Origin of the sequence: Archangium sp., assembly GCF_036277355.1 — a bacterium.
In the GTDB taxonomy this organism is placed as follows: Bacteria; Myxococcota; Myxococcia; order Myxococcales; family Myxococcaceae; genus Archangium.
Map to the genome: position 1 here is coordinate 20,291 of NZ_DASUNC010000138.1, position 25,921 is coordinate 46,211.

Genomic DNA, 25,921 nt, shown 5'->3' on the forward strand with positions numbered 1-25,921 from the left:
GAGCGTCCATGTTCCGCCGGCTGCTGCCCACCCTCTCCGCCCTCGTGCTCGGCCTGGCCGGGCTCGGATGGGGTCTGTGGCAGCTACAGCGCATCTTCGCCACCGAGCGCGAGGATGCCCGGGCCTCGCTCCACTCCCGGCGCGAGGCCCTCGCGCAGTACGCGCTCGTCTCCCTGAGCCAGACGTTGAGGGAGAAGCTGGAGGAGGCAAGGCCCGCGCTGGAGCTCGCCGCGGCCGATCCGCTCGCTCCCGCCGGAGGGCTCTACCTGCGCGAGCGCGGGGAGCAGTTGCTGCCACGGCTGGCCCTCTTCGACGTGGGAGAGGACTCCCCGGCCCGCGACCGGTACATGCGGCTGCGCGCGGGCAAGGAGCCCCCCGAGGACGCGGAGGACCCCTGGACGGAGCGGCTCGCGCTGATGCGCGACCTGGAGCGGGCGCTCGAACGCCGGGATGCGCGGGCGGTGACCGACACGCTCGTGGCCTTCCTGCAGCACCGCGTCCGGTACGTGCTGGCCTCGACGCGGGACGTGCCCGGCTTCCTGGTGGTGCTGGAGTCCCTCGCGGCGCGGGCGATCCCCGAGCGCCCCCTCATGCAGTCGCTGTTGCACCATGGGATGGAGGACAACCAGGGCCACCGGCTGGAGGGATTGCAGCGGCTGCTGCTCCTCAAGCGCTCGCGCTTCACCCGTCCGGACTTCTACTTCCTGCACGAGCGCGTGGTGGAGCTGTCCAGGCGGACGGGGACGCCGGTGATCGAATTCGAGGCGCGCACCGCGGAGCTGGCGGCCACGCCCCTGCCCCTGCCCGAGTCCCTGCCCGGTCCGGTGCTGGTGCGCTCCGGTTGGTACCTGGAGCCGAAGGACAAGGACCACGTCCGGGGCGTGGCGGTGACGCCCGAGGCGCTGCTGGACATCCTCACCCGGGAGATGCGCGAGCGCGGGCTGCTCGGCCCCGAGGGACACGTGCGGCTGCTCGGGACGGAGGAGATGCTGCCGCTGGCGAACCTGCCCCTGGGGGTGGAGACGCCGGTGTGGGAGCAGGAGGAAGCGGCGCTGGAGCAGCGCTACCGGTTGAAGACGGGCATGGTGGTGCTGTGCGCGGGGCTGGCGCTGACCATCGCGGGACTCGCCTTCGTGGCGCAGCACCGCAAGTACCGCTTCCTGGAGCTCAAGAGCGACTTCGTGGCCACCGTGTCGCACGAGCTGCGCACGCCGCTGGCCTCCATCCGGCTGCTGGCCGAGACGCTCGAGTGGCGGCTGGCCCAGGGGGCCGAGACGAAGGACTACCCCGCGCGCATCATCCACGAGGCGGACGGGCTGGGATTCCTGGTGGAGAACCTGCTGTCGTTCAACCGGATCGACAAGGGCCGGTGGGTGCCGCACCTGTCGTTGGTACGGCTGGACGAGCTGGTGGCCACGCTGCGGAGGGACCTGGAGGCCTGGGCGCGGGTGCCGGTGGAGTTGACGGCCGACGTGGGCGAGCGCGAGCTGCTCGCGGATCCGCAGTTGATGCGGCTGCTGCTGGCGAACCTGGCGCGCAACGCGTGTGCCTACAACACGCGCAACCCGGTGTGCCTGCGCGTGGAGGCGCTCGCGGACGGACGGGTGCGCTTCTCGGACAACGGCGTGGGCATTCCCGAGGCCGAGTGGGAGCGCATCTTCGGCGAGTTCTACCGGTTGCGAGGACAGGGACGGGAGGTGCCCGGCAGCGGGCTCGGCCTGGCGCTGTGCCGGCGCATCCTGCGGCTGCACGGGGGAGAAATCCGCGTGGCGGCCTCCAGTCCCGAGGGAACCACCTTCGAGCTCACCTTTCCGGAGAGGCGCTGAATGACTGCCACGACTCCCGCCATCCTGCTGGTGGAGGACGATCTCAACCTGCGGCTCGCGCTGCGCGACAACCTGGAGAACCAGGGGGGCTACGGCGTGGAGGAGGCCACCACGGTGGCCGAGGCCCGCGCGCACCTGGCCCGGCGTGCGTTCCAGCTCATCCTGCTGGACGTGATGCTGCCGGATGGGGACGGCTACACGCTGTGCCGGACGCTGCGCCAGGAAGGGGTGACGACGCCGGTGCTGATGCTCACGGCGCGGACGCTCGAGGACGACGTGGTGCGGGGCTTCGAGGCGGGAGCGCAGGACTACCTGGGCAAACCCTACCGCCTGCGCGAACTGCTGGCGCGGGTGGGCGCGTTGGTGCGGCGAGGCGGAGGCGTGCCTGTGCAGGTGCTGCGCTTCGCGGGCTACCGGATGGACCTGGACCGGCGCAAGGTGGAGACGCCCGAGGGGAAGACGGTGGAGCTGACGCGCACCGAGTTCGACCTGCTGGCCTTCTTCGTGCGCGAGCGTGAGCGTGTGCTTCGCCGGGATGAAATCCTCGACGCGGTGTGGGGGCGGGACGTGGTGGTGGACCCGCACACGGTGGACAACTTCGTCTCCAGCCTCAAACGGAAGCTGGGGTGGAACAGCGCCTCACGGTTCGCGCTCCAGACGGTGCGCGGCGTGGGCTACCGCATGGAGATCGAGGGCGCGTGAGCCCTGCCTGAACCCGGGGAGAGCCAGGGACATTCAAGGCAGGTTGCCCGGCTCACTCGTGAAGAGGGCATGGAAGAGCGTCGTATTCGGAGGCTCCTTCCACTCCACGAAAAGCGGAACAGGGACTTCCGCGATATCGCGAGGAAGCGCACTGACGCCAAATACTGCTTCGATTCTTCTGGCGATGACGTCGGCCGGGAATCTCATACCGGGTGGGAGTGGCTCGAAGACAATCCTTGGATTGGACCGCGAGGCGCCCGTTCGTTCGTATTCTACGCCGTAGATGATGTAGACAGGTGCCAAGATGCTGACGCACCCCACGACGGCCTGGTCGAAAGACGGCGGCGGGGTTCCTTTTACTGGGTACGCGATGCAACGAAAGCTGGCATCGGCCGTCGTCACGACATTCCCGATGCTGAAGCCAGGAAGCTCCTGCTGGAGGTCCTTCAAGAATGCCTTCCAGCGCTCAACCTTTTCGAGTTCCCGCTCCCATAATGCCTGAAGCCTTTCGGTCTCGGGACTCTTCTCCTGCCTGAGATAATAGTCCTTATCCGAGCGCCAATAGCTTCGCGCGATACCGAGAAGTTGTTCCGCTGAAAGTGGCATCGGCTCAGGGGCTGAACTCGCCAAATATAACGGGCCTGGTCTTCTTGTCACACACTCTCGTCACCCGTGCCCCTCCGATGGCGGCATTCAGCAGCGCACCATAAGTTGTCTTGAATGTTTCGCACAAAATGCCAAGGGGAGGATCCGGCTCCCTTGCTGCCGCACCAAGAACGCTGATTGCTGCTTCGTTGGCGCAATCCGCCGCGAGGCGCTGCGCCAGGGAGATCGAGACAGGTCCGTCCCTGTTTTCGATGGGAACCTCAACGCCGAATTTGCAGAAGAAGAACTCTCCCGTGGTTCCATTCTTGATCCTGGCGTGGACACATGCCGCGCGCCAACCATCCGCTCCTGGAACGGTCTTCTCGACGATCGTGACGAACTGAAAATGGCTTGGCTGGATTCGCCCGGTGACACACCCAGACAAGAGCGAAAGCAACAGGAGCAAAGCAGGGAGCCAAACGATCTGCCCAGGCATGTTCAAGGCTTCGCCCTCATGCACACGCAATGGACCCTCTACCTACCTCGTGTGGAACGAGTCGGTAGGAGTGACAGGGTACGACACCTCTCGACAAAGGAGCTGCTCCAGATCCCAACAACGTTGGAGTTATCAACAAATGCGGGGCGAGCAGGGCCTGTGAAGTATCTCACCCTGCCCACGAGCCCGCGGGCGGTGTGTCGGCGATGTGGCGATGTGCACTGTATGGACGCGAGCCCGCTCCCCCCTTGCGGCTCATGCAGGGAGTGCAGGGGCTCGCGAGGAGGGGGAACGACATGGAGCGCAAGTGGTGGAGAGCAGGCATTGCCCTGCTCGCGGTAGTGGGTCTCGTTCACTGCGGAGTGGTGCCTCCGGAGGGCGAGCAGGAGGACGGGCTCCCACAAGAGGAACACGCGGCATCCGAGGAGCCACTCAGCGCCTCCTGGCGCTCCGGCTCCTCCCAGGGCGCGACACGCTGGTTCCGGCATCCCCGGACTCCTTTCGACGCGGAGTCCCTCGCCATCGTCCAGGATGCCGACCGGAACGTCATCGTCTCTGTGAGTGTGGGAGGGACGATCGAATTCGAACCGGGCCACCCGCTGGGACGAGGCATCCCGGAGGAGCGGCTCATCGCCGTGGCGAAGTACGCGCCGGACGGGAGGCTGCTCTGGGCCCGCACCTTCGAGGTGACACCCGGCTCGAGCCCGGACTTCCTCCACGCCTTCGCGACGGCACTCGCGGTGGATCGTGAGGGCCACATCGTGCTCGCTGGCTCCCAAACCGGCACGATCGACTTCGGAGGCGGTCTCCTGCCCTCCGGGGCCTTCCTCGTGAAGCTCGATCGCGAGGGCGGACACGTGTGGTCCAGGCATTTCCCCAGCGATGTGGCACGGCCCACCTTCCGCGCGGAGAAGCTGCTGACGGACCGCGAGGGAAACATCGGCCTGGCCGCCACCGTGGTGGCGACGATGGACTTCGGCGGGGGGCCTCTCACCCTCCGGGGCCAGCCCGTCTTCGTGCGCTTCTCGCCCGAGGGAGGGTTCCTCTGGGCCTTCGTGGATGACCGGACGGGTTTCCCGCGCGATGCGGCCGTGGACTCGGAGGGCCGGTTCATCCTCGCCGGCGGCCGCGAGGATGGGCCCTTCGTCTACAAGCTCGACAGGGATGGCACACGGCTCTGGGAGCGGCGCCCGGTGGGCGCGAACGCCTCGCTCGCGGGAGTGGCGGCCTGGGGCAACCGCATCGTCCTCACCGGGGTCTTCGCCGGCTGCGTCAGGTTCGATGGAAGGCGGCTGTGCACTCCGAGCCGGAATGATCCCAACGAGAGCGATGGGCTCCTGCTCGCCTACACGGCGGATGGCGAGGAGCGCTGGGCGCGGCATTTCGGACGGGCCAGTGGCGCCATCGCCGTGGACCCACGCGGCAGCGTCGTGGTGACGGGGGTCTACGAGGATGGAGACCGGATCGGCTCGCGGCGGCTGCGGGGAGAGCCTGGCGCGAACAACGTCTTCGTCGCCCGCTTCGACAAGGGCGATGGCGATCTCCGGTGGATCCGCACCTTCCCGGGGCCCTCCGAGCAGTTCGCCCCCGATGACATCTCCGTGGACAGCCGGGGCGAGAGCGCGCTCCTGGCGACCTTCTCCGCGCCGGTGACCCTCGAGGGCACGACGCTGGTCCCCGAGGGAGGCCGGGACTTCTTCATCTTGAAGCTCGCGCCCTGAGCGCGGCTCGGCGGGAGGGAGGCCCGGAGGCACACCGCCAGGACAACCCGAGGCATCCCTCCCCTCCGCACCGGATGTGCCCGCCCGGCTGGGCATGCGTGGACGATTTCTCTCTCGGACACACGCCCTTCTCCAGGGCATACACTCCCGCCGTGCTCAAGATTCCGGCTGACTCCGCTTCGTGGCTGTCCACCCTGCTGTTGCTGCTGCCCCTCGCGTTCGCCGCCCGGTCCAGGTCGCGGCCTCCCCCTCCAGCACCGAAGCGGCCCTCGTCGTGGCTCCCGCTGCTGCTGGTCGGCGGAATCCTGGTGCTGATCGTGCTCGGCGTGTGGGCCTCCCGGCCTCCCTCTCCCCCACCCGTCCAGCCGCCCTCCCCAGGAGCCCAGGGCCGTGCCCCCCTGGAGCCCCCAGGCGTGTCGAAGGAGCAGTTCCGGGCCCAGGTGGAGCAGCTCTGCCCACGCTTCGCCGCCATCAGTTGGGGCCAGGCCGAGCAGCCCTCCCAGTTGGCCCGGCAGCTCATCAGCATGGAGTGCATGAGCCGGCTGTGCGCGCCCCCGGCTGGCGCCGACGCGGGCGGCTCCTCCTTGAGCCGCGAGCTCTCGCCGATGTGTCAGGAGATCCTGCCGCTGATCAGGGGAGAGCCCGGAATGGCGACGGTGACCCGCTCCTACCGTCTGGCATGTCCCGAGGTCGCCGTGCCCTGGTCCGAGCGCCCCTGGAGCCCCAGCACCGAGCTGGGCTTCTACACCGCCGTCCGGCCCTGTCTGGAGCGCATCTGCGAGCGGATGCTGGCGCCCCAGGGCATTCCCCCCAAGTACTGCACCCTCGCCGCGGACATCGCCGAGGGGCTCGGGGACGTGGGGGCCGTGGCCCGGCTCCGGCAGCGGGCCCAGGCGCTCCAGGCGATCAACGAGGCGCAATGGCAGGAGCTCTCACCCGAGCAGCGCGAGGTGGCGGAGACGGACCAGGACATGAGGGTCCTCGCCAGGCGATGGGGCGAGGCCTGTGCCCAGGGGATGAGCAGGTACTGTGAGTCCCTGGCCCAGTACTGCCGCCTCGAGGGCTCTCCGCCGGACGTGTGCCCCGCTCAAAACGACGCGGGGAAGGCCCCATGAAAGGCGTCCTCCTCTTCCTGCTCCTGCTGGCCCTGCTCCTGGCGGGGATGCTGTCCATCGTCTTCCACACGCTGAAGACGGGCATCTCCCCCATGCCCACCTCGGGGAAGGTGCGCCGCCAGGTGCTCTCCCTGCTGCCCACGGAGCTGGAGGGCACGCTGCTGGAGCTGGGCTCCGGCTGGGGCACGCTGGCCTTCGCGCTGGCGGACCACTGCCCTCGGGCCCGCATCGTGGCCTTCGAGCTGTCCCCGCTCCCATACGCCTTCTCGCGCCTGCGCCAGCGGCTCGCCCCGCGCCCCAACCTCCGGCTCGTGCGCGAGGACTTCTTCCGGGCCCCCTTCGCGGAGGCCTCGGCCATCGTCTGCTACCTCTACCCCGGAGCCATGAGCCGCCTGGCGCCCAGGCTGTCCCAGGAGCTCGCTCCCGGCACCCGCATCCTCAGTCACACCTTCGCGCTCCGTGGGTGGAAGCCCCTGCGCACGCTCGTCGTCGACGACCTGTACCGCACGCCCATCTACCTCTACGAGGTGCCCGCCCGGGAGGGCTGAATCCCCTCTCCTTTCCTCGGAAGTCATCCCACCGACCTGCCCTGAGAGGTCCTCCGCACCTGCCAGACCCACCGGATACGATTCCCCTCGTCGCCGCGAGACAACCGCGGCGCATCAAGGGAGGGACTCGTGGCGGACATCGCGGACGGCGCCCAGGTCGAGGTGCAGGGCTCTGGCTCCAAGCCGTACATCCTGAAGAACACCGGTGGTGTGTACTCGTGCTCGTGCCCTGCGTGGCGCAACCAGTCCATCCCCATCGAGCGGCGGACGTGCAAGCACCTGCGCAAGGTCCGGGGGGATGCGGCGGAGGACGCCCGCGTGGGCGGCTCGGACTCCAGTGCCGCGGCGAAGCCGGCGCGCAACGTCCGTCCCAAGTCCGGCGCGAACACGGTCGTGGGCGCGGAGTCCGGCGAAGCCACCGCCCCCGCGTTGCTGCTGGCCCACTCGTGGGAGAACGACGTCGATCTCACCGGCTGGTGGATGAGCGAGAAGCTCGACGGCGTGCGGGCCTGGTGGGACGGCAAGCAGTTCTACTCGCGCCAGGGCAATCCGTTCCTCGCGCCCGACTGGTTCACCGCGAAGCTGCCCGACCATCCGCTCGACGGCGAGCTGTTCGGCGGGCGCAAGAAGTTCCAGCGCACGGTGAGCATCGTGCGGCGGCAGGACCGGAGCGATGACTGGAAGGAGCTGGCCTTCGTCATCTTCGACGCGCCGAGGCTGGAGGCGCCCTTCGAGGAGCGGCTCGCGTACTGCCAGCGGTACGTGGAGGACGTGGCGCCTCCGTACGCCGAGTGGCTGGAGCACCAGACCTGCAAGAGCGTGGCGCACCTGCGCGAGGAGCTGGCGCGCGTGGAGGGCCTGGGCGGCGAGGGGCTCATGCTGCGCAAGCCGGGCTCGCGCTACGAGGCGGGCCGCTCGCACACGCTGCTGAAGGTGAAGAGCTTCAAGGACGACGAGGCGCGCGTGGTGGGGCACACGGCGGGCGCGGGCAGGCACAAGGGCCGGCTGGGCGCGCTCGAGGTGGAGTTGCGCGACGGCACCCGCTTCTCCGTGGGCACCGGCCTCTCGGACCAGGAGCGGGAGAACCCGCCGCCGGTGGGCACCCTCATCACCTTCCGCTACCAGGAGCTCTCCAACGACGGCGTGCCGCGCTTCCCCTCGTATGTGGGCGTGCGCATCGACGCCGCGCCCTTCGAGCCCACGGCCCGGCGCAAGCGCTCCTGAGCCGGGATTTAACCTTGCTCGGGCTCCGGGGTTTCTCCGGACAGATGACGCCGGGATGCCGTCCCGGCGCGTCCCCTCGAAGGAGAGTCCGCCATGCGCCTGAAGCTCGCCCTGTCCGCCACCGTTGCCTCGCTGCTGTTCTCCGCTCCCGTGCTCGCCCAGGAGCCCGCCGCTCCCACCGGCCAGGAGGGGCACCCTGGAAAGCACAAGCACAAGAACAGGGACGAGCGGATGCTCCGCAAGCTCGAGCGCATGGAGCGCCGGCTCACCCGCGCCGTCGAGCGCGGCCGCCTCACGCAGCAGCAGGCGGACGCGTTCCTCGCCGAGGCCCGGCAGCTCCGCGCCGATGCCCAGGTGCAGCTCCAGGCCAGCGGGGGCCAGTTCACCGAGGAGCAGAAGCAGCAGCTCCGGGAGCGCAAGCAGGCCCTGCGCGAGAAGATCCACGCGGCCCTGAAGGCCACCCAGCCCCAGCAGGCCCAGTAGCCCACCCGGCCTCATGAGGGCCCCGGAGCGGCGGCTTCCAAACCCGTGGGAGTCAGTTCGTCCAGAGGGGTGGTCCGCGTCGATGTGGCACGAGGCGCACGAGGCGGTGCCGTTGCCGGACAGCTTGGGTTGACGACGTAGAGCGAGCCGGAGACATCGTGCAGCGCCAGGCCGCGCGGGCCCCGCTTGGTGCGCGGGTTGACGGTGGCTCCGGTGGACGGGCCCACCTCCACCCGGGCCACCACTCAAGTTTTTCAGCTCAAACCATCTCCGGGGCTCCAGGCCCGCGGAAGGAGGAGCCCTCCCGTTCCGCGGGCCCGGCGAGCCGGGCGCCGTTCACCGGCTCGTGACGGAAGACGCCCGCCTACTTCGCGTCCTCGGCCGTGCGGTTCTTCATCAGGGTGGGATCGCCGAGGAAGCCGGAGAACATCAGCCGGTTGGGCGAGCACCTGCCGGCATCGGCCACCTTGCCGGGCGTGGAGTTGTCGACGAGCACGGAGGTGACGGCGTTGGGAGCGGCACCGGGGTTGCGCTCCAGGAAGAGCGCGGCGAGCCCCGCGACGTGGGGCGAGGCCATGGACGTCCCACTGAGGGGGCGGGTGGCGGAGTCATCGGAGATCCACGCCGAGGTGATGTTGTCACCCGGAGCGAAGACATCCACGCAGGCGCCCCAGTTGGAGAAGGAGGCGCGCTTGTCGGACGTGGTGGTGGCGCCCACGGTGATGGCGTTGGGGCTGCGGGCCGGAGAGCGCGCGCAGGCATCCTGGTTCTCGTTGCCCGCCGCGACGACGAAGGTGACGCCCGAGGCGATGGCCTTGGCCACGGCCTCGTCGAGCGCATCGCTCTTGCCACCGCCGAGGCTCATGTTGGCCACGGCGGGGAGCTGCCGGTTCCTGGTCACCCAGTCCACGCCGGCGATCACCCCGGAGGTCGAGCCGGAGCCGCTGCAGTTGAGCACGCGCACCGCGTGGAGCTGGACGCTCTTGGCGACCCCGTAGACCTGGCCCCCCACGGTGGCGGCCACGTGCGTGCCATGGCCATTGCAGTCATTGCCCTTCTGGCCATCCGAGAAGGCGTCGAAGACGGCCCGCGCGCGCCCGCCGAACTCGGCGTGCGAGACACGGATGCCGGTGTCGATGATGTAGGCGTTCACGCCCTTGCCGCTGGCGCTGTAGAGGTAGGTCTGGTCCAGGGGTAGGTCGCGCTGATCGACCCGGTCGATGCCCCAGGTGGCCTCGGGCTGGCGCTCACCGATGGCGCGCATCACCCCGTTCTCCTCCACGTACGCCACCGAGGGGTCGGCGGACATGGCCCGGGCCTGCTCCGGGGTCATCCGGGTGGCGAAGCCCCGCAGCGCGTGCTCGTACGTGAGGAAGGAGCTGCCGCCGTAGCGCGCCGAGAGGCTCTCCGCGGCCATGGCGGGGGCGAGGCCCTTCTCCCCCTCGGGAGGCGCCTTGAGGACGACGATGTACTCGCCCTGCACGGGCCGGACGGCGGCGATGAACTTCCCCTCGCGAGCCATGGACTCCACGGAGGCGGTGGGGCAAGGCGCCTCGGGCGGCAGCGGAGGCGGCTTGGGAAGAGTCACGGCCGGGCACCCCAACAGCACGGACATGGACACAGCGGACACGGCCATCCACGACACCGTACGAAGACGCATCGCTTTCCCCCTGTTGCTTGGAAATAGAAGTCTACCTGTTTCATTTTAATGAGACGTCTGACGCCCCATTTCCTGTCCACACAATCCACCGCCTGTTCAATAGCAGACATGCGGTGGATGTCGGATGACCGTCTGCCATTGGCTGCTACTTCCGGGGTGGAGGCTCCGCGGCGCGGGGAGTCTCCGGCGAGGGCTCGCGCTTGAAGGGGCTCCAGGAGACGGCCACCTCCTGGCCCGCTGCGTCATGGCCATACAGCTGATCCAGGAGCTGTTTGATCTCCGGCGGGGCCTCGGAGGCGCGCACCGTCACGTAGCCGCGGAACCCCCCGTTGCCGAGCTCCTCCTCCACCTGGAGCACCTCGCGCCAGGGACGCATGGAGGTATCCGCCTGACCGTCCCAGTGGAGGGAGATGCGCTCGAGCCGCTCCCAGGTGACGCGCTTCCCTTCCGGGACGCGGATGACCACGTCGCTGCGCCAGCCGCCCTCGGGAAGCGGGCGCCAGCGGGAGACGCGCAGCTCGACGGGAGGAGGCTCGGAGGGAGGCTGCCCACGCGTGAGCGCGAACGCCGTGGCCTCCAGGGGCCCACCCCGGTCGAGCCGGGCCTGGAGCCGCACGGGGAAGCTCTTGATCTCCTGGGGGCCGAGCGCCTCGAGGGAATAGGCGTGCTCGGCGCGGGGCTCGGAGGTGGTGGAGGTGGTGCCATCCCCGAAATCCCACGCGTATGCCGTGATGCGCGCACTGCCCTGGTAGAGGGCCTCGAACGCGAAGCTCCCCTGCCCTCGCTGGACCACCGAGATGCGCAGGGGCTCGTTGCGCTGGGCCTGCTGCTCGCCGCACCGGCGCACGTCGAGCTCCACTTCCCGCTCGGCCAGCACGCCCACGCGCCGTCCGCCGAGGTCCTTGCAGACCTGGAAGCGCACCCGGTACGTGCCGGCCGTCTCCGGCGCCCGCCATGGGAGCGCGGGCCCGGGATGCAGCTCGGCGCCGCTGCCGGCCACCGGCCAGACCCAGCGGTAGACCGCGCCGGGCTCGGGCTCCCCTCCGAGACGGGCGGACAGGTGGATGGATTCGCCCGCGCACACCCACGGACGGTCCGTGTCGATTCCGTCGATCACCACACTGGACGTCAACGACACGCGCTCCTCGTTGAGGGCCGCGGAGAGCGCCTCACCCGAGGCCGCCAGGGACGCGGGCACGGGTGGCACGGGCGGCGGTGGTGACGGAGCGGGAGGCGCTGGAGGTGGGACCTCCGGGGCGGGGAGACGGCGCTCGGGGACAGCGGGAGGCGGAGACGGCGCCTCGCTGACGGGCCGGGGCCACACCGCCACGACGAGCGCGAGCAGCAGCGCCGTGGCGGCGAGACCCACGACGACGCGAGCACGCGCCCTGGCCGCGGGACGCTCGGGGGTTCCGGGGGGCACGGGGGCGTTGGACACGGAGGACTAGAAGCCGAAGTCGTTCAGGTGGCGGCGGTAGCCCTGCGAGTTGGGCCGGTACCACTGATCATCCCAGCCCTTGAACTCCACATCATCGAGCAGCCGCTCGGTGGCGCCGTTGAGGGTGACGGAGTTGATGAGCTGCACCGTGGTGGAGCCCACGTTCCGGGAGACGAGCCGGTTGGAGGTGGCGGTATCGAGATACTGATAGGTCGTGCGGCTGCAATAGTCCTGGAGGAAGCAACCACTGTCACAGGTGCTCAGGTTGTTGTAGGTGGCGTGTTTGTCTTCAGCGACGTAGAGCGTGGGCCAGCCGCGAGAGGAATTGCGCGAGTCGATGGCCGTGTCGTACTCGAGCTGTCCATACGAGTACCAGGCGGACGAGTCACAGCTGCTCTTGCGATGGGCGGACAGGTAGGCCCAGTCGAGGTACCACTTGCCGCCGGAGTAATGGACCTCGAGGATCTGGAACTCGGGGTCTCCGTCGTGGCCGGTGGTGACCCCGGAGTCCTCGAAGAAGGTGTCCATGTAGAACACCTGGAGCGTGCGGGTGGAGAAGCTGGTGCTCTTCACGGCGTAGTACGGGCGCCGGGCGAAGCCGCTCTCGCCGCTGTCGAACCAGAAGAGGGGCATGAACCAGAAGGCGACCTGGTACTCACAGTCGTCGTTGAGACCATCGCGGTCGGCATCCGTGCCGGTGCCCCAGCAGTTGTCCCCATAGGGGATGGTGGAGAGCCCCTCGGCGTGGGCCGGGCCCGGCAGGGCGAGGAACAATCCCAACGACAGGACCGCGATTCGGGTGAAACGGTTCATTCGAGAACCTCGGGGAAGGAGGGGCGCGTATGTTACACGCCCACGGCCCCCCGAGGATCTCCAGGCCCTCAGCCCTGGCGCAGCACGAGCAACCGCGGCTCGGTCATGTCCTCGATGGCGTACTTCACGCCCTCGCGCCCCAGTCCCGAGCCCTTCACGCCGCCGTAGGGCATCGTGTCGACACGGAAGCTCGGCACGTCTCCCACGACGACGCCCCCCACCTCCAGCTCGTCCCACGCCCGCATCGCCCGCGACAGGTCGTTCGTGAAGACACCCGCCTGAAGCCCGTAGCGTCCGGCGTTCACCTCGCGCAGCGCGTCATCGAAGGAGCCGAAGGGCTGGAGCAGCACGACCGGACCGAAGGCCTCCTCCGCGCTCAGCGGCTCGTCGGCGGGCACGCCGACTCGAGCAGGTCGAGGTTCTCCTCGCCGGGAAGTCCAAAGACGCAGCGCACGCCCTCCGCTTCGAGGGCTTTGACGAACAGATCCGATGCCTTCATGGGCTCTCTCCTCCGGTACGCGACAAGATCTACCCGCGGCCCTCGATTCGTACATTCGTTTGTTCCCATGGAGCCGATAGGCATTGCCTATGATGGAGGAATGGAGCTCCGTCACCTCCGCTACTTCTCCGCCGTCGCCGAGACGCTGCACTTCGGACGTGCCGCGCGGCGCATCCACGTCTCGCAGCCCACGCTGTCGCAGCAGATCCGCCAACTGGAGGAGGAGCTCGGCTCACCGCTCTTCGAGCGCGCGCGCAGTGGCGTCCGGCTGACACAGGCGGGGGAACTGTTCCGCACCTACGCCTCGCGGGCCCTGGAGGACGTGGACGCGGGCCGGGTGGCGGTGAGCGCGCTGCGCGGACTCACCACGGGTGCACTGCGCGTGGGCTACCCGCCCAGCATGCGAGGAGTCGTGGTCCCCGCCCTGACGGCCGTGCTGCGCAGGCACCCGGGCCTCGCGCTGAGCGCCGAGGAGGCGGTCGTACGTCGGCTGGAGCGGCGGCTCTCGGAAGGCAAGCTGGACGTGGGGCTGGGGTATGCACCCGCGCGCTCACCGGACCTCGACGCCGAGCCCCTCTTCGACAGCCGGCTCGCGCTCTTCGTCGCGAAGGGGCACCCGCTGGCGGGAGCGGAATCCGTGGCCTTGCGGCAGCTGAAGGACGAGCCATTCGCGCTGCTCTCGCCGGGGCTGCGCGTGCGCGCGCGTGTGGACGTCTGGTTCGACGCCATGCGGTTCACGCCGAACATCGCGCTGGAATCGAACGCGGTGGCCACCGTGCTCGCCATCGTGCGCGCGGGGCTCGCCATCACCGTGCTCCCCGAGCCCCGGCTGGCCGATGCCGAGCGCCTGGTGGTGAAGCGGCTCGCCCCCGCGCCGCGATCCGAGCTGGCGGCGCTCCTGTGGCGCAAGGGCGCGCCCCGCACGCCCGCGGCGGAACTGTTCGCCGCGGAGGTGCGCGAGCGCGCGAAGGAGGTCGGAGCCTGAGGGCTCAGCCGCCCTTGGGGAAGTCGCGGCAGGCCGCGTCGTAGTCCCGCCACCAGCCCTCCAGGGCCTTCATGTCGGTGGGCCGGGGCTCGTCACCCGCGCCCGCCATGTCCAGGTAGGCGTGCAGCAGTGGGCGGAAGTGCGGGTGCGCGCACTTCTCGATGATGTCCACCGCGCGCCGCTTGGGCGAGCGGATGTCCATGTTGAGCGCGTAGCCGTGCTCGGTGACCACGCACTTGATGTCGTGCTCCGTGTGGTCGATGTGCCGCACGTACGGCATCACGCAGCTCACGACGCGCCCATCCTTCAGGGGCCGCGTGGACGGCGTGTGCACGATGCTCAGGTAGGCATTGCGGAAGAAGTCTCCCGAGCCCCCCAGCCCGTTGACGATGCGCGAGCCGTCGATGTGCGTGGAGTTCACGTGCCCGTAGATGTCCACCTCGATGGGCGTGTTCATCGCGATGACGAACAGCCGCGAGATGATCTCCGGGCTGTTGGACAGCCACATGGGCCGCAGCACCAGCTTGTCGCGGCAGCGCTCGAACAGCTCCATGAAGCGCCGGCGCCCCTCGGCCGAGAAGGACACCGCCGTGGCCGACGCGTTCTCGAACTTCGCGTCGTCCTCCACGTAGCGCAGCATTCCGTCCTGGAAGACCTCGGTCCAGAAACGGATCTTCTGGAACGGGGACGCGTAGAGCTCGCCGATGATGGCGTTGGCCACGTTGCCCACGCCGGACTGGATGGGAGGCAGGCGCTTGCCCCAGCCGAACTGCTGGCGGCACTGCATGAGGAAGTCGATCACGTTCTGCGCGATGCGGCGGTCCGTGTCGCTCGCGGCCTTGAAGGGCACCGGGTGGTCGGGCGTGACGGACTCGACGACGGCCACCACCTTGCTGCGGTCGAACTCGACGTAGGGGGTGCCGATTCGGTCGCGCACGTTCACCAGCGGCAGCGGCCAGCCCACCTTGGGGTGCACGGCGGGCAGGACGATGTCGTGGAAGCCCGTGTAGTCCGGCGACGCGGTGTTCACCTCGAGGATGATCTTCCGCGCCCGGGCCAGTGCCTCGGCGGAGACGCCCACCGACGAGGACAGGACGACACTGCCGTCCTCGCGGATGCGCGACACCTCGACGACGGCGACGTCGATCTCCCCGTAGAAGCCGTACATCAGGTTGCGCGCGAAGGCGGACAGGTGGACGTCGGTGAAGTCCATCTCGCCCGAGTGGATGAGCTTGCGCGACACGGCCGAGGACATGTACGGCCCGCGCTTGCGGATGAAGGGGGCCATGGGGCCCTCGACGTCATCCGAGAGCGAGGCACCGCTCAGCAGGGTGATCCGGGCCTCGGGCGCCGTCCGGGCCAGGTGCCTGGCGAGCGCCGGGAAGAAGGTCTTCGGCTCTCCCGACTTGGTGAAGCCGCTGATGGCCACCGTGTTGCCATCGGTGACGTGCTTCACCGCTTCCTCGACCGGAACGACCTTGGCCAGCAGTTCAGCGTTCTCGACTCGGTCTCGCAGTGTGGTCATGCCCCAATGCTGCATCCTCCCGCGTCCCACGCAAGCGCTCTTAGCAGGCCTCCAGGCTCATGGTGGGGTAGCGGCCCGTGGCCACCTTCCAGGCAGGCATGGCCACCACCGGGCGCGCGGCCAGCACGTGATCGAGCGCCAGCAGGGCGAAGATGTCGGAGAGGACCGGGACGTTGTACGCGATGGGCCGCGGGCCCGCCTGATCCGGAATGGACAGGAACCGGCCATCCGCCTGCTGCTGGCGGACGAGGTACCTCACGCCGCGCTGGATCGGGGCGGGCTCGTCGAAGTGGCTGAGGGCAATCAGCGCGTATGACGTGCTGATGGGATCGCTGGCGTCGCCGGCCCGCTGCCCCCAACCGCCGTCCACGTTCTGCGAGCGCCGCAGGTAGTCCAGGGAGTACTCCTCGGCGAGCTCCACCATCATCCGCAGCCCGGAGGCGCTCTCCGGCAGCAGCCGCATCGCCAGCAGGGCGCGGAAGATGGCGTTCGTCTCGCTCAGGCTCCAGCTCCGCTCGAAGCTCCCATCCGCCTTCTGGTGGGTGACGATGTAGCGAATGCCCTGCGTGATGAGCTCGGCGTGCTGCTCGCGGTTGGGCGCCAGGGCGTTGAGCGCGCCCGCCGTCATGGCGACCTCCGACTTGCTCCCCGCGACGAACGTCGGGAAGCCCCCGTCACCGCCCTGCATGTCCACCAGGTACGCCTCGGCCTGGGAGATGGCGTGGGCATGGCGCTCCGGATCCAGGGCCCGCAGGAACTCCAGGCAGTACGCCGTGTCGTCCACGTCCGTCTGGTGCACGTCCTCGGCGTAGGCCCAGCCCCCATCCGGCTGCTGCTCGCCCACGAGGTAGTCCGCCATGCGGTACAGCAAGGACTTCCTGGCCCCCGCCTCCACCAGCGCCAGCCCCGCCGTGGCCGTGCAGAAGATCTCCATCCCGGTGATGAAGGGAATGCCACCATCCGCGTTCTGCACCGAGACCAGCAGGGCGATGCCGTTCTGGACCGACTCGCCGCGCCGCGGGAAGTGACGCAGCGCCAGCAACGCGAGGATGTTGGCCAGCAGGTGCTTCTCCCAGGCCCCCTCCGTGCTCTGGGTGGCCGTCAGCAGCTCCACGTCCTCGGCGCGGATCCACTCGGGGTAGCCGCTCCCCACCGCATGGAGGATGCGCAGCGAGGCCACCGTCACGGTCGCCCAGCTCTGGTACTTCTCCTCACCACTGCTCGCGAAGTCCTCCGGCGTGAGCACGGAGTCGAACGGCGCCAGCCCCAGCTCCGCCATGAGCACGCTGAACATCATCCGCTTGCGCCGGTTGGTGAAGTGATCGAAGCGCGCCAGGTACGCCCGGACCGCCTCCGCGTCCTGGGGCGTGCTCTCCCCCAGCGCATGCCGGCGCAGCACCGCGTGCAGGGGATCCTCCCGCTCGTCGATGCACTGGGCTCGCAGGTAGCCTTCGATCCGCTCCCGCACCTCCGAGAACAGGCCCAGCTGCTCCAGCAGGTGCAGGCTCAGCACGGACTCCAGGATGCGGCTCTCACACTGGCCCCGCACACACCCGTCCTCCCCCACCTGCGTCTCCAGGTACTCCCGGAGCTGCTCCCTCGCGACCACGGCCCCGCGCGCCCAGGGGCGCTGTGCCGGCCGGCCACTCTCAAACGCGGGGACATTCATGTACGGGGAGGTGCGCATCGGGAGGCCCTATCGAAGCGGGAGCGCGGCTGCTCGGCGACAATGTGACTGGATAATTTCAATAAACCAGAAAAGGGTATGGAGCAACCCTCTTGAGTCACTTTCTACTCAGTGACGACCTCACACATTGAGAAATGAGCACGGCCTCGGATCAATGTTTTGAAAAGGCCAGGAATTGAGAGCCTTTACGGCATGAATGGCTCCCGGCCGCGCGACGAAAAAGGACCGTGCGGCAAAATTCATGCGGGAGAGATGGGTCCTGACGCACCCAGCCCTGACGAAGCCGAGCGCCAAGGGCTGGCCGCGACGAAGGCGGACGCGTGGCGACAGGCACGCTGGGAGCGGCCCGGCATACCTGAGAGGTCGAGTGGGAGGTCAGCCCCGGGGCGGGGACTCGGGAGCGGGCGCCGCGAGCAACATCCGGGCGCGCTCGAGCACATCCTCCCGGGTGGCCACGGCCCAGCCGCGCCGCTGGGCGAGCACCCGTAGGGCGGGCTCGGGCTCGAAGGCCAGGGGCAGGCCCAGGCGCTCGAAGAGGGCTGAGTCGGTGATCGAATCACCCAGGGCGAAGCACCGCTCCAGGCGCACGTCCTGCCCGCGCGTCACCGCGTCGAAGATCCGGCGCTTCTCGCCCAGGGCGCCCGAGGACAGGTCCACGGCTCCCGTGTAGTGGCCCTCGCGGCGGGTGAACAGGGCGCCGCACGCCTGGGAGATGCCGAGCTCGTCGGCGACGCACTGAATCATCTCCTGGGGGCTTCCCGAGATGATGACACTCCAGTAGCCCGCCTCCCGCAGCAGGCCGACCAGGGGCCGCACGAAGCCGAAGAGCTTGTGGCGCTCCTGCTCCCACACCTTGCGGGCCAGCGCGTCGACGGTGTCACACCGGGCGCCCTCGAGGGCCTGGGCATAGAGGGGATAGGCGCGGCTGGCCATGGTGGAGAAGTCGATGAGCCCCTGCTTGTACTGGCGGAGGACCTCGAACACACCCTCGGCCCGGGTGCGGTGGCAGACCCCCGCGGCCATCAGGGCCCGCAGCAGCTCGACGCCCAGGGCTCCCGGGTAGAGCGTTCCATCGACGTCGAGAACCGCAGCCTTCAGCTCGTTGCTCATCCCCATGGCGCCTCTGCGGCGGTTATACCCGAATCCCGGGAATTGGCCCACCGCCGGGCCAGACCTCCGAGGTCACATGCCTTCATTGACACCCTGGTGGCGGGCTGACTACCGTCATGACGACATGCCGGACACGTCGACTCGCGGGTTGTTCAAGCAGTTGTTCCTGGTGCAGCAGCTCAACAGCGTCTCCTGCATGCCCGTGGTGGTGTGGCTGGTGTCGCTGGTGATGGGGCTGACGCCAGACCAGGCCTTGCGGACGGCGGCCGTGCTGCTGCCGCCCGCGGCGTTGATCTTCGGGCTCGGCCTGCCCGTCGCGCTCATCGCCTTCACGTGCCGGTGGGCCCTCACCGAGCGCCCGGGTGAACGTCCCGGTGAGCGGCTGGCGAGGATCCTCAAGGTGCCCCGGGTGCTGGAGGTGGGGTGCCTGCTCATCTACATGACGGGGGCCGCCACCTACACCGGACTTCCCAGCCTCTATTACGGCAAGGGGCTGCTGCCCATGCCGGTGGCCATGCTCGTCATCGCGCTGATGGCCAGCCTCAACATGGTGTGGACGCGCATCGCCTTCGAGCGGCTGCTGCGGCCCCTGGCCCTGGCGGAGTTCACCCGGTATCCGAACCTGGTGCTCAACGAGCGAGGCTTCCTGTGGCCGCGCTATGGCTGGTACCTGCCCCTCACCTTCGGGCTGTTCGTGGCCACCACGCTCACCACCACGGTGGTCATCATCTGGAAGGTGGCCGAGGAGAACGTCACCCAGCTGCTGGCGAGCATCTACACCGTGCCGGATCCGGGGGCGGCGATCCGTGCGACGGTGACCCAGCTGTTCGATCAGCTCGGACTTCCGCTGCTGCTGGTGGGCGCGTTCCTGGTGTGCATCGCCGCGCTGGGCGCCTGGAACGTGGCCAAGCACCTGGAGACCGGTGCCAACGCCGTGCGGGACGCCATCGAGGGCCTGGCCTCGGGCAACCCCCGCTTCCCCGAGTGGGTGACCACCGACGAGGTGGGAGATCTCTCCCAGGCGACGGCCCGCGCCTTCGAGCGGCTCAAGCTGCTGACACAGACGCTCGGTGAGTCCGCCCAGCAGCTGGGCACGTCGGCCCGGGAGCTGGGCAACTCGAGCCGGCAACAGAACGAGACCATCACCCGGCAGGCCGCGGCGCTGCACGAGACGCACGTGACGGCGCAGGAGCTCAAGGACACGTCGCAGCTGGCCTCCAAGCGGGCCGAGATGATCCTCCAGCAGATGGTCGAGGCGGAGTCCATCGCGCAGACGGGCGAGACGGTGCTCGATGGCAGCCTGAAGGGTCTGGAGCAGATCCGCTCGCAGGTGGCGGCGATGGCCGATCGCATCCGCTCGCTCGACGCGCATACGCGGCAGATCGCCCACATCACCACCACGGTGAAGGACCTGGCGGACCGGTCGAACATGCTGGCGCTCAACGCCGCCATCGAGGCGGTGCGCTCGGGCGAGCACGGCAAGGGGTTTGGCGTGGTGGCGCGGGAGATCCGCTCGCTGGCGGACCAGTCCATCCAGTCCACCCACCGCGTGCGGCAGCTCCTCGAGGACATCAGCGAGTCCATCCGGACGACGGCCACCATGACGGAGCAGGGCTCGGAGAAGGTGGGCGAGAGCCTGGAGCAGATCCGCTCCTTCGGGCACAGCATGCGCCAGCTGTCCAACCTGGTGCAGAACAACGCGGCGTCGGTGAAGCAGATCTCCGCCGCGGTGGGTCAGCAGGGCACGGGCATCGAGCAGCTCTTCACCGCGGTGACGGCCCTCACGGAGATGATGGAGGAGACCATCACCCGCATCCGCGCCACGGATCAGTCCATCAACGTGGTGAGCGACGTGGCGAACAACGTGGGCACCTTCGTCAACAGCTACAACTGGAAGGCGTGAGCGATAGCGGTCGGCCCTGAGCCACCGCTGCTTGGGGACTACGCCACGGGCTTCCTTCTGAGACGCGACAGGTGCTCCTCGCCGAGTTCCACGAAGCGCCGCGCCAGCTCGGCCTGGCCCTCCGCGCCGTGCTGCAGCAGGTACGCCAGCTCCGAGGGCAGCAACGCCTTGACGGTGACGAGCTTCACCTCCCCATACGGGGTGGAGAAGTGACCCGGCAGCGAGCGTGACGCCACGCCCAGCAGCACGGCCACCCTGCCCTCTCCGATGACGAGGGCTTTAGGCATGCCCTTTCCGGACACCTCCATGGAGAAGAGGCCCGCCTTCACGCTCTCGCGCACGTGCTCGTGCCCGGCGACTTCATCCGCCACACGCTCCAGCAGCATCAGAGGCCACCCCTTCGAGATGTCCTTCACGGCTGCGTCCACCTCCAGGGCGAGCTCGAGACCGAAGCCCACCGAGGGCTCCAGGCGCTCGATGAAGGGGTCCGAGAGTCCGTGCGTGACGAGCAGCGTACGCCCCGCCTCGCGACGGATGACGCTCCAGAGCTGCCGCTGGCCCGGCCACGAGCCGCTCATGGCGATGGGCATGAAGACCTCTTTGTCCAGCGACCCCAGGGTGCGCCAGGCCGCCTCACGAGCGGTGGCCGCCGTCTCCAGCAGCTCGCGGCTCTTCCGGTTCCTCGTGCGCTCCTCCGCGCTGAGGGTGCTGGGGCCGGTGACCTCCTTGAACTTCGGCCCCGTCGCGCCCAGTTCCTCGAGGGCCTCCTTGATGGCCTCGGAAACGATGATGGCGACCTTCCAACCCCAGGTACGAAACACCTGGGCATCGCCCACCCTCGTGGGGTCTATCCGCATGCCGATCACGGACCGATACCCTCCGAGTTGGTCCGGCAAGCCATGCTCAGGTGTCACGTAGCGCACCTCGTCGGAAGCCTCATCGTCGATGCACTTCACGACGCGCGTGATGTTGAGGAGGACATACGGCTCGCTCTGCCCGCTTACCTCCACCGGAATGAGTTGCACATCGCTGGGGGCCAGCCTGGCGAACACGGCGGCCACCCTGGCATGGACCACGGGGATGGTTGCACCGGCCACAAAGGAGAAGTCGAGCGCCTTGCCAGGGGCATAGAGCGGAATCCGAGTGTGACCTGAAAGGTGAGCGGACTCGCCCCGCTCAAAGAGCCAGGTACGAAGCTCCTGATTTCCCTCATCCAGGGGGCTTCCCAGTGCCCACCGGTTCGGGATGTAAACGTCTTCGAACAAGTCGAAATACCGCTTCGCCATGAAGAACTCCTAGGGCGATGCCCCACTGGTCAGCAGCTTATGGAGCAAGCTGCCCGTGTCGGAGATTTCCGCAGCCAACTCACGGAGTGCTTGCCTCAATGCTACGGCACATGCCTGCTGATTGGGGCAGTTCTCCGTCGCGGTCTTCAGGTGACGAAAGACGGCTTGATGGTACGCCTCGGGATGAGGACCTCTGTGCCCAGGCAGTGAAACCGTATTCGCCGGGTCCTTCATGGACATGCCCGCCTTGTCGAAGATCGGCTTGAATGCCTTTGTCCAGGGACCACCGCGCAAGGTGGACTTCTCGTTCTCGATGGTGGCGATGTGGTGGAGTTCTGCCTTCCTATTCGAGGGAGCTGTACGTGCCGGAGTTCCCGCCGGAGAGCCCCTCGCGGCCATGCTCAAGACGTTGGCGGGCAAGACGACACTGAAGGTGCCCTCGGCCACGGCAACCTTCACCCTGTCGGCTTCCTGCACAGACGTGAGTACGTCGCGGATACCGGCATGGGACTCGAGCGCACCGGCGGCTTGCGCGAATCCCGGCAGCGCCGGGGCCTTGGACACCAGCGCCGTCGTCTCTCCCACCGCCGCCGTGCCCAGCAGGAGGAGAATCCGCACACTGTTGGGGCCGATGACCTTGCCGAACCGCTCACCCGCCTCGCGCAGCTCCGCGAACGTGCTGGCCTCCGCGGCCTCCTCCCACAGCCGGAACCACGCCCGTATCAGGTCGAACAGCTCCCACCCGAGATACCCCCACATCAGCACGGCCAGTGCAGCGGCCACGCTTTTAGAAACGGGCTCGGGCGCCGCGACCAAGGCCATGTATCCGATGAGGGTGAGGCTCAGTGCCGTCCACAGCTGCGACGTGGAGAACATGGAGCGCAGCTCCGCGTCCCGCGCCTCCAGCGCCGCGTTCACGGAGAGCGCCAGGGCCAGGTCGCGCTTGTCCTCGCCGTCCAGGCCCGGCCCGTCCTTGAACAACCCGAGACAATCACCCGGAGTGCCTTGCCGCTCGCAGAAGTTCCCGTAGGAGCGCGCCAGGGGCGTGCGCCACGCCTCGCCCGTGAGCGGAGCGGAGGCCAGGGCCAGCTTCCGGTGGAGGTAGAGCGGCACAGGGCAGTCGGCCAGCCGCAGCGGCACGTTCAGCACCAGGGTGGCCAGGGCCGCATCGAGGTCGGAGTCGCTCACCCGCACCGCCCCGAATCGGGTGGGCAGGGAGAGGCGAACCCGCTCGTCCCCGATCGTTCCCTCCGACGCCTCCGCATTCGCGACAGCCGCGGACGCCGGCGCGTCCTCATGGGAACGGGGCGCCGCACGAGGAAGGCTCGTGACACACGCGGAGTGGAGGAAGAGGACGATGAGGGCCCATGCGCCCAACCAGGGGCGCCGCCGCGCACCACCCGGGCGCAAGTCAACGAGACGGGTGGACACGGCCGCGGCTCCAGTGGGGGACGGGCCCCGGAATGACAGGCCCGGAAACGAAAAAAGCCCCCGAGTCACTTGGACTCGGAGGCTCTTTCGGAGTGCCCAGGGCGGGATTCGAACCCGCACACCTTTCGGCGCCACCCCCTCAAGATGGTGTGTCTACCAGTTCCACCACCTGGGCATTTCCGGCGCGGTCTCGACTGAGTGAGTCGCCCCGGAAACAACGCGGCCTCTAGTACCACGAACCGCGCTGTCTGCAACAACGAATTTTCAACCGCCTCGCCACCCGCTTTCTTCCGCGGGTGGCCGCCCGCCTACTGCCCGGGCGCCGGAGCGGGAGCCGGAGTCTCGGCCGGACGCGGCTGCTCCACGCTGCCCGGAGCCGCCGGAGCCGAACCCGAGGGAGGCGCCGCCTCCTGCGGATTGGCCGGAGGCACCTGGCCCGCCGGAGGAGCCCCACCCCCCAGCTGCTCCGTGCCCTGCTGCGGGGCCGCCGGAGCCGGCTGCGTCGCCGCAGGCTTGTTCGCCAGCGAGCCCGCCACCGACGTGCGCATGCCCACGAAGGACAGGCCCAGCGACGTCAGGAAGAACATCGCCGCGCAGATGCCGGTGATCTTGGTCAGGAAGGTCGTCGCGCCGCGGCCACCGAAGGCGCTCGTCGCGGCACCGCCACCCAGGGCCGAACCCATGCCGGCGTCCTTCCCGGGCTGCAACAGGATGACGAAGATCATGAACACGCACAGGAGGACGTGCACGATCGTCACGAAGGTCAACATGCTTTAAGCTCTTCTTTCCGGTCCTGGATGAAAGGCCGCGCAGCCTAACCGAACGGGCTGGCCGGTGACAATCTTCCTGAGATCACACCCCGCCCTTCGCGATCGCCGCGAAGTCGCCCGCCTTCAGGCTCGCCCCGCCCACCAGTGCCCCGTCCACGTCCGGCTGGCCCAGCAATTCCGCCGCGTTGTCCGGCTTCACGCTCCCGCCGTACTGGATGCGCACCCGGTCCGCCGTCCCCCGGTCGTACAGCCGCACGAGCTGCTCGCGGATGGCCCGATGCACCTCCTGGGCCTGGGCGCTCGTGGCCGTCCGGCCGGTGCCAATCGCCCACACCGGCTCATAGGCCAGGACGAAGCCCGCCACCTCGGCCGCCTGGAAGCCCTTCAGCGCCCCCGCCACCTGCCGCTCCACCACCTCCAGGGTGCGGTGGGCCTCGCGCTCGGCCAGCGTCTCGCCCACGCAGATGATGGGCGTCATCCCCGCCCCCACCACCGCCCGGGTCCGCTTGTTCACCGTCTCGTCCGTCTCGCCGAAGTACTGCCGGCGCTCGGAGTGGCCGACAATCACGTAGGCGCACCCCACGTCCTTCAACATCGCGGCGGACACCTCGCCGGTGTACGCCCCGCTGGCCTCCCAGTGGCAGTTCTGGGCGGCCAGCTTCACCGCGGAGCCCTCGAGCTCCTTCGCCACGGCCTGCAACGACAGGAACGGCGGCGCCACGGCCAGCTCCACCCGGTCTCCCGGAAGCGAGGCCACCAACCCCTTCAGTTCCCGCACCAGGGCGAGCCCCTCGGGGATGGTCTTGTTCATCTTCCAGTTGCCGGCGATGAGCTTGCGTCGCGCCTGTGCCGCCATGAGGACTGCCTCCGTGGTGTTGGGTACGGCCGACTACTTCGTCTCCAGCGCCTTCACGCCCGGCAGCTCGCGCCCCTCGAGGAACTCCAGCGAGGCACCGCCACCGGTGGACACGTGGCTGAGCTTGGGCGCCAGCCCCATCTGGGTGACGGCCGCGGCGCTGTCTCCGCCGCCGACAATCGTGATGGCGTCCTTGTTGATGGCCATGGACTCCGCCACCGTGCGCGTGCCCGCGGCGTACTTCTCGATCTCGAACATGCCCATGGGGCCGTTCCACACCACCGTCTTCGCGCTCTTGATGTGCTCGGAGTACATGGCCCGCGTCTTCGGGCCGATGTCCAGGCCCATCAGGTCCGCGGGGATGGCGCGGTCGGCCACCTCGCGCACGGGGCCCTTGTCCGTGGGCTCGGTGCTGCACACGTGGTCCACGGGCAGCACCAGCGACGTCTTCAGCCGCTGCGCCGCCTCGAGCATGCGCGTGGCCAGGGACAGCTTGTCCTCCTCCACGCGGCTCTTGCCCACTTCAATCCCCTGCGCCTTGAGGAAGGTGTAGGCCATGGCGCCGCCGATGAGCAGCGCGTCCACCTTGGGCAGCAGGCTCTCAATGACCTTGATCTTGTCGCTCACCTTGGAGCCGCCCAGGATGGCCACGAAGGGCTTGGTGGGGTTCTTCAGCGCCCCGCCGAGGTACTCCAGCTCCTTGCGCATCAGGAGGCCGGCGCCCTTCTCCTTCACGTGGGGCACCATGCCCGCGGTGGAGGCGTGGGCGCGGTGCGCGGTGCCGAAGGCGTCGTTGATGTAGACGTCGGCGAAGGAGGCGAGCTCGCGCGCGAAGGCGTCGTCGTTGGCCTCCTCCTCCTTGTGGAAGCGCAGGTTCTCGAGCATGAGCACCTGGCCGTCCTTGAGGTCCTTCACCAGCTTGCGCACGCCGTCACCCACGCAGTCGTCGGCGAGGATGACCTCGTGCTTGGCGCCGAGCAGCTCGCTGAGGCGGCTGGCGGCCGGCTCCAGCGAGAGCTTCGGGTCCGGCCCCTTGGGGCGCCCGAGGTGGGAGGCCAGAATCACCTTCCCGCCCATCTCCAGGGCGCGCCGGATGGTCGGCAGCGCCTCGCGGATGCGGGTGTCGTCGGTGATGCGCTTGCCCTCCAGGGGAACGTTGAAGTCCACCCGGATGAAGACGCGCTTACCGGTGAGCTGCATGTCGTCGATGTAGCGGATCATCTCGGTCCTCCCACTCGGAACGCCCGTTGTACTGGCT

22 protein-coding genes, 1 tRNA gene and 1 pseudogene are annotated in these 25,921 nt (G+C 68.8%); 9 read left to right on the top strand and 15 right to left on the bottom strand.

Annotated elements, in window-relative coordinates; translation table 11 throughout:
• The first annotated feature begins 8 nt into the window (after positions 1–8).
• Positions 9–1,826 carry a HAMP domain-containing sensor histidine kinase gene (locus VFZ09_RS33130; RefSeq protein WP_329731728.1) on the top strand — a complete coding sequence of 606 codons (1,818 nt, stop codon included), beginning with the start codon at positions 9–11 and terminating at the stop codon, positions 1,824–1,826.
• Positions 1,827–2,528 carry a response regulator transcription factor gene (locus VFZ09_RS33135; RefSeq protein ID WP_329731729.1) on the top strand — a complete coding sequence of 234 codons (702 nt, stop codon included), beginning with the start codon at positions 1,827–1,829 and terminating at the stop codon, positions 2,526–2,528. It abuts the gene before it with no gap.
• Between the two features lie 33 nt (positions 2,529–2,561).
• Here the strand turns inward: VFZ09_RS33135 and VFZ09_RS33140 are convergent, their stop codons facing one another.
• Positions 2,562–3,134: a hypothetical protein gene (locus tag VFZ09_RS33140; RefSeq protein ID WP_329731730.1), complete on the bottom strand. Its 573-nt coding sequence runs from the start codon at positions 3,132–3,134 to the stop codon at positions 2,562–2,564.
• Positions 3,135–3,138: 4 nt separating this feature from the next.
• Positions 3,139–3,609 (bottom strand): hypothetical protein, encoded by a 471-nt coding sequence (locus VFZ09_RS33145; protein ID WP_329731731.1) that lies wholly within the window; start codon positions 3,607–3,609, stop codon positions 3,139–3,141.
• A gap of 296 nt (positions 3,610–3,905) precedes the next feature.
• Between VFZ09_RS33145 and VFZ09_RS33150 the strand changes: the two genes are divergently transcribed.
• The 5 genes from VFZ09_RS33150 (at position 3,906) to VFZ09_RS33170 (ending at position 8,700) form a co-directional block, all read left to right on the top strand.
• Positions 3,906–5,330, top strand: coding sequence for a hypothetical protein (locus tag VFZ09_RS33150; protein WP_329731732.1), 1,425 nt, complete (start codon positions 3,906–3,908; stop codon positions 5,328–5,330).
• A gap of 98 nt (positions 5,331–5,428) precedes the next feature.
• Entirely contained in the window at positions 5,429–6,445 is a 1,017-nt protein-coding gene (locus VFZ09_RS33155) for a hypothetical protein (RefSeq protein ID WP_329731733.1), read from the top strand.
• Positions 6,442–6,993, top strand: a complete 552-nt coding sequence (locus VFZ09_RS33160; protein WP_329731734.1) for a class I SAM-dependent methyltransferase — start codon at positions 6,442–6,444, stop codon at positions 6,991–6,993. The genes VFZ09_RS33155 and VFZ09_RS33160 overlap by 4 nt, the downstream gene beginning before the upstream one ends.
• A 129-nt stretch (positions 6,994–7,122) precedes the next feature.
• A complete protein-coding gene (locus tag VFZ09_RS33165) occupies positions 7,123–8,217 on the top strand; it encodes a DNA ligase (RefSeq protein ID WP_329731735.1) in 1,095 nt (364 codons plus the stop codon).
• A 93-nt stretch (positions 8,218–8,310) separates the two neighbouring features.
• Positions 8,311–8,700: a DUF6076 domain-containing protein gene (locus tag VFZ09_RS33170; RefSeq protein WP_329731736.1), complete on the top strand. Its 390-nt coding sequence runs from the start codon at positions 8,311–8,313 to the stop codon at positions 8,698–8,700.
• Between the two features lie 364 nt (positions 8,701–9,064).
• Here the strand turns inward: VFZ09_RS33170 and VFZ09_RS33175 are convergent, their stop codons facing one another.
• The 4 genes and pseudogenes from VFZ09_RS33175 to VFZ09_RS33190 all read right to left on the bottom strand — a co-directional run.
• A complete protein-coding gene (locus VFZ09_RS33175) occupies positions 9,065–10,360 on the bottom strand; it encodes a S8 family peptidase (RefSeq protein ID WP_329731737.1) in 1,296 nt (431 codons plus the stop codon).
• A gap of 145 nt (positions 10,361–10,505) precedes the next feature.
• Complete coding sequence (locus tag VFZ09_RS33180; RefSeq protein ID WP_329731738.1) at positions 10,506–11,798, bottom strand: PKD domain-containing protein; 1,293 nt, start codon at positions 11,796–11,798, stop codon at positions 10,506–10,508.
• Positions 11,799–11,804: 6 nt separating this feature from the next.
• Positions 11,805–12,611 (bottom strand): hypothetical protein, encoded by an 807-nt coding sequence (locus VFZ09_RS33185; RefSeq protein ID WP_329731739.1) that lies wholly within the window; start codon positions 12,609–12,611, stop codon positions 11,805–11,807.
• A gap of 68 nt (positions 12,612–12,679) precedes the next feature.
• Positions 12,680–13,170: pseudogene (locus VFZ09_RS33190) on the bottom strand (aldehyde dehydrogenase family protein); the annotation flags it as partial.
• Between the two features lie 40 nt (positions 13,171–13,210).
• Between VFZ09_RS33190 and VFZ09_RS33205 the strand changes: the two are divergent.
• On the top strand, positions 13,211–14,095 hold the full coding sequence (locus VFZ09_RS33205) for a LysR substrate-binding domain-containing protein (RefSeq protein WP_329731740.1): 885 nt from the start codon (positions 13,211–13,213) through the stop codon (positions 14,093–14,095).
• Positions 14,096–14,099: 4 nt separating this feature from the next.
• Here the strand turns inward: VFZ09_RS33205 and VFZ09_RS33210 are convergent, their stop codons facing one another.
• From VFZ09_RS33210 to VFZ09_RS33220, 3 genes are all read right to left on the bottom strand, one after another.
• Positions 14,100–15,620: an acetyl-CoA hydrolase/transferase C-terminal domain-containing protein gene (locus tag VFZ09_RS33210; RefSeq protein WP_329731741.1), complete on the bottom strand. Its 1,521-nt coding sequence runs from the start codon at positions 15,618–15,620 to the stop codon at positions 14,100–14,102.
• Positions 15,621–15,660: 40 nt separating this feature from the next.
• Entirely contained in the window at positions 15,661–17,307 is a 1,647-nt protein-coding gene (locus VFZ09_RS33215; protein WP_329731742.1) for a prenyltransferase/squalene oxidase repeat-containing protein, read from the bottom strand.
• Positions 17,308–17,682: 375 nt separating this feature from the next.
• Entirely contained in the window at positions 17,683–18,417 is a 735-nt protein-coding gene (locus VFZ09_RS33220) for an HAD family hydrolase (RefSeq protein WP_329731743.1), read from the bottom strand.
• Positions 18,418–18,493: 76 nt separating this feature from the next.
• On the opposite strand from VFZ09_RS33220, the gene VFZ09_RS33225 reads away from it, so the two are divergent.
• Complete coding sequence (locus tag VFZ09_RS33225) at positions 18,494–20,320, top strand: methyl-accepting chemotaxis protein (RefSeq protein ID WP_329731744.1); 1,827 nt, start codon at positions 18,494–18,496, stop codon at positions 20,318–20,320.
• 38 nt (positions 20,321–20,358) lie between these two features.
• Here VFZ09_RS33225 and VFZ09_RS33230 read toward each other — a convergent pair whose 3' ends face one another.
• The 6 genes from VFZ09_RS33230 to VFZ09_RS33255 all read right to left on the bottom strand — a co-directional run bounded on the left by VFZ09_RS33230 (position 20,359) and on the right by VFZ09_RS33255 (position 25,884).
• Positions 20,359–21,606, bottom strand: a complete 1,248-nt coding sequence (locus VFZ09_RS33230) for an imm11 family protein (RefSeq protein ID WP_329731745.1) — start codon at positions 21,604–21,606, stop codon at positions 20,359–20,361.
• A 9-nt stretch (positions 21,607–21,615) separates the two neighbouring features.
• The gene (locus tag VFZ09_RS33235; protein ID WP_329731746.1) at positions 21,616–22,794 is read right to left on the bottom strand and encodes an AHH domain-containing protein; all 1,179 of its coding nucleotides are present in this window, start codon (positions 22,792–22,794) and stop codon (positions 21,616–21,618) included.
• A gap of 336 nt (positions 22,795–23,130) precedes the next feature.
• A tRNA-Leu gene (locus tag VFZ09_RS33240) sits at positions 23,131–23,212 on the bottom strand.
• 133 nt (positions 23,213–23,345) lie between these two features.
• A complete protein-coding gene (gene secG, locus VFZ09_RS33245; protein WP_329731747.1) occupies positions 23,346–23,807 on the bottom strand; it encodes a preprotein translocase subunit SecG in 462 nt (153 codons plus the stop codon).
• An 82-nt stretch (positions 23,808–23,889) separates the two neighbouring features.
• Positions 23,890–24,663 carry a triose-phosphate isomerase gene (tpiA, locus tag VFZ09_RS33250; RefSeq protein WP_329731748.1) on the bottom strand — a complete coding sequence of 258 codons (774 nt, stop codon included), beginning with the start codon at positions 24,661–24,663 and terminating at the stop codon, positions 23,890–23,892.
• Between the two features lie 33 nt (positions 24,664–24,696).
• Positions 24,697–25,884, bottom strand: a complete 1,188-nt coding sequence (locus tag VFZ09_RS33255) for a phosphoglycerate kinase (RefSeq protein WP_329731749.1) — start codon at positions 25,882–25,884, stop codon at positions 24,697–24,699.
• Positions 25,885–25,921 lie beyond the last annotated feature (37 nt).

What these genes read in the sequence shown, in the direction of transcription:
- VFZ09_RS33130 (WP_329731728.1), top strand. Translation starts at nt 9, where the DNA reads ATGTTCCGCCGGCTGCTGCCCACCCTCTCCGCCCTCGTGCTCGGCCTG.
- VFZ09_RS33135 (WP_329731729.1), top strand. Translation starts at nt 1,827, where the DNA reads ATGACTGCCACGACTCCCGCCATCCTGCTGGTGGAGGACGATCTCAAC.
- VFZ09_RS33140 (WP_329731730.1), bottom strand. Translation starts at nt 3,134, where the DNA reads ATGCCACTTTCAGCGGAACAACTTCTCGGTATCGCGCGAAGCTATTGG.
- VFZ09_RS33145 (WP_329731731.1), bottom strand. Translation starts at nt 3,609, where the DNA reads ATGCCTGGGCAGATCGTTTGGCTCCCTGCTTTGCTCCTGTTGCTTTCG.
- VFZ09_RS33150 (WP_329731732.1), top strand. Translation starts at nt 3,906, where the DNA reads ATGGAGCGCAAGTGGTGGAGAGCAGGCATTGCCCTGCTCGCGGTAGTG.
- VFZ09_RS33160 (WP_329731734.1), top strand. Translation starts at nt 6,442, where the DNA reads ATGAAAGGCGTCCTCCTCTTCCTGCTCCTGCTGGCCCTGCTCCTGGCG.
- VFZ09_RS33170 (WP_329731736.1), top strand. Translation starts at nt 8,311, where the DNA reads ATGCGCCTGAAGCTCGCCCTGTCCGCCACCGTTGCCTCGCTGCTGTTC.
- VFZ09_RS33175 (WP_329731737.1), bottom strand. Translation starts at nt 10,360, where the DNA reads ATGCGTCTTCGTACGGTGTCGTGGATGGCCGTGTCCGCTGTGTCCATG.
- VFZ09_RS33185 (WP_329731739.1), bottom strand. Translation starts at nt 12,611, where the DNA reads ATGAACCGTTTCACCCGAATCGCGGTCCTGTCGTTGGGATTGTTCCTC.
- VFZ09_RS33205 (WP_329731740.1), top strand. Translation starts at nt 13,211, where the DNA reads ATGGAGCTCCGTCACCTCCGCTACTTCTCCGCCGTCGCCGAGACGCTG.
- VFZ09_RS33210 (WP_329731741.1), bottom strand. Translation starts at nt 15,620, where the DNA reads ATGACCACACTGCGAGACCGAGTCGAGAACGCTGAACTGCTGGCCAAG.
- VFZ09_RS33215 (WP_329731742.1), bottom strand. Translation starts at nt 17,307, where the DNA reads ATGCGCACCTCCCCGTACATGAATGTCCCCGCGTTTGAGAGTGGCCGG.
- VFZ09_RS33220 (WP_329731743.1), bottom strand. Translation starts at nt 18,417, where the DNA reads ATGAGCAACGAGCTGAAGGCTGCGGTTCTCGACGTCGATGGAACGCTC.
- VFZ09_RS33225 (WP_329731744.1), top strand. Translation starts at nt 18,494, where the DNA reads ATGCCTTCATTGACACCCTGGTGGCGGGCTGACTACCGTCATGACGAC.
- VFZ09_RS33230 (WP_329731745.1), bottom strand. Translation starts at nt 21,606, where the DNA reads ATGGCGAAGCGGTATTTCGACTTGTTCGAAGACGTTTACATCCCGAAC.
- secG (WP_329731747.1), bottom strand. Translation starts at nt 23,807, where the DNA reads ATGTTGACCTTCGTGACGATCGTGCACGTCCTCCTGTGCGTGTTCATG.
- tpiA (WP_329731748.1), bottom strand. Translation starts at nt 24,663, where the DNA reads ATGGCGGCACAGGCGCGACGCAAGCTCATCGCCGGCAACTGGAAGATG.
- VFZ09_RS33255 (WP_329731749.1), bottom strand. Translation starts at nt 25,884, where the DNA reads ATGATCCGCTACATCGACGACATGCAGCTCACCGGTAAGCGCGTCTTC.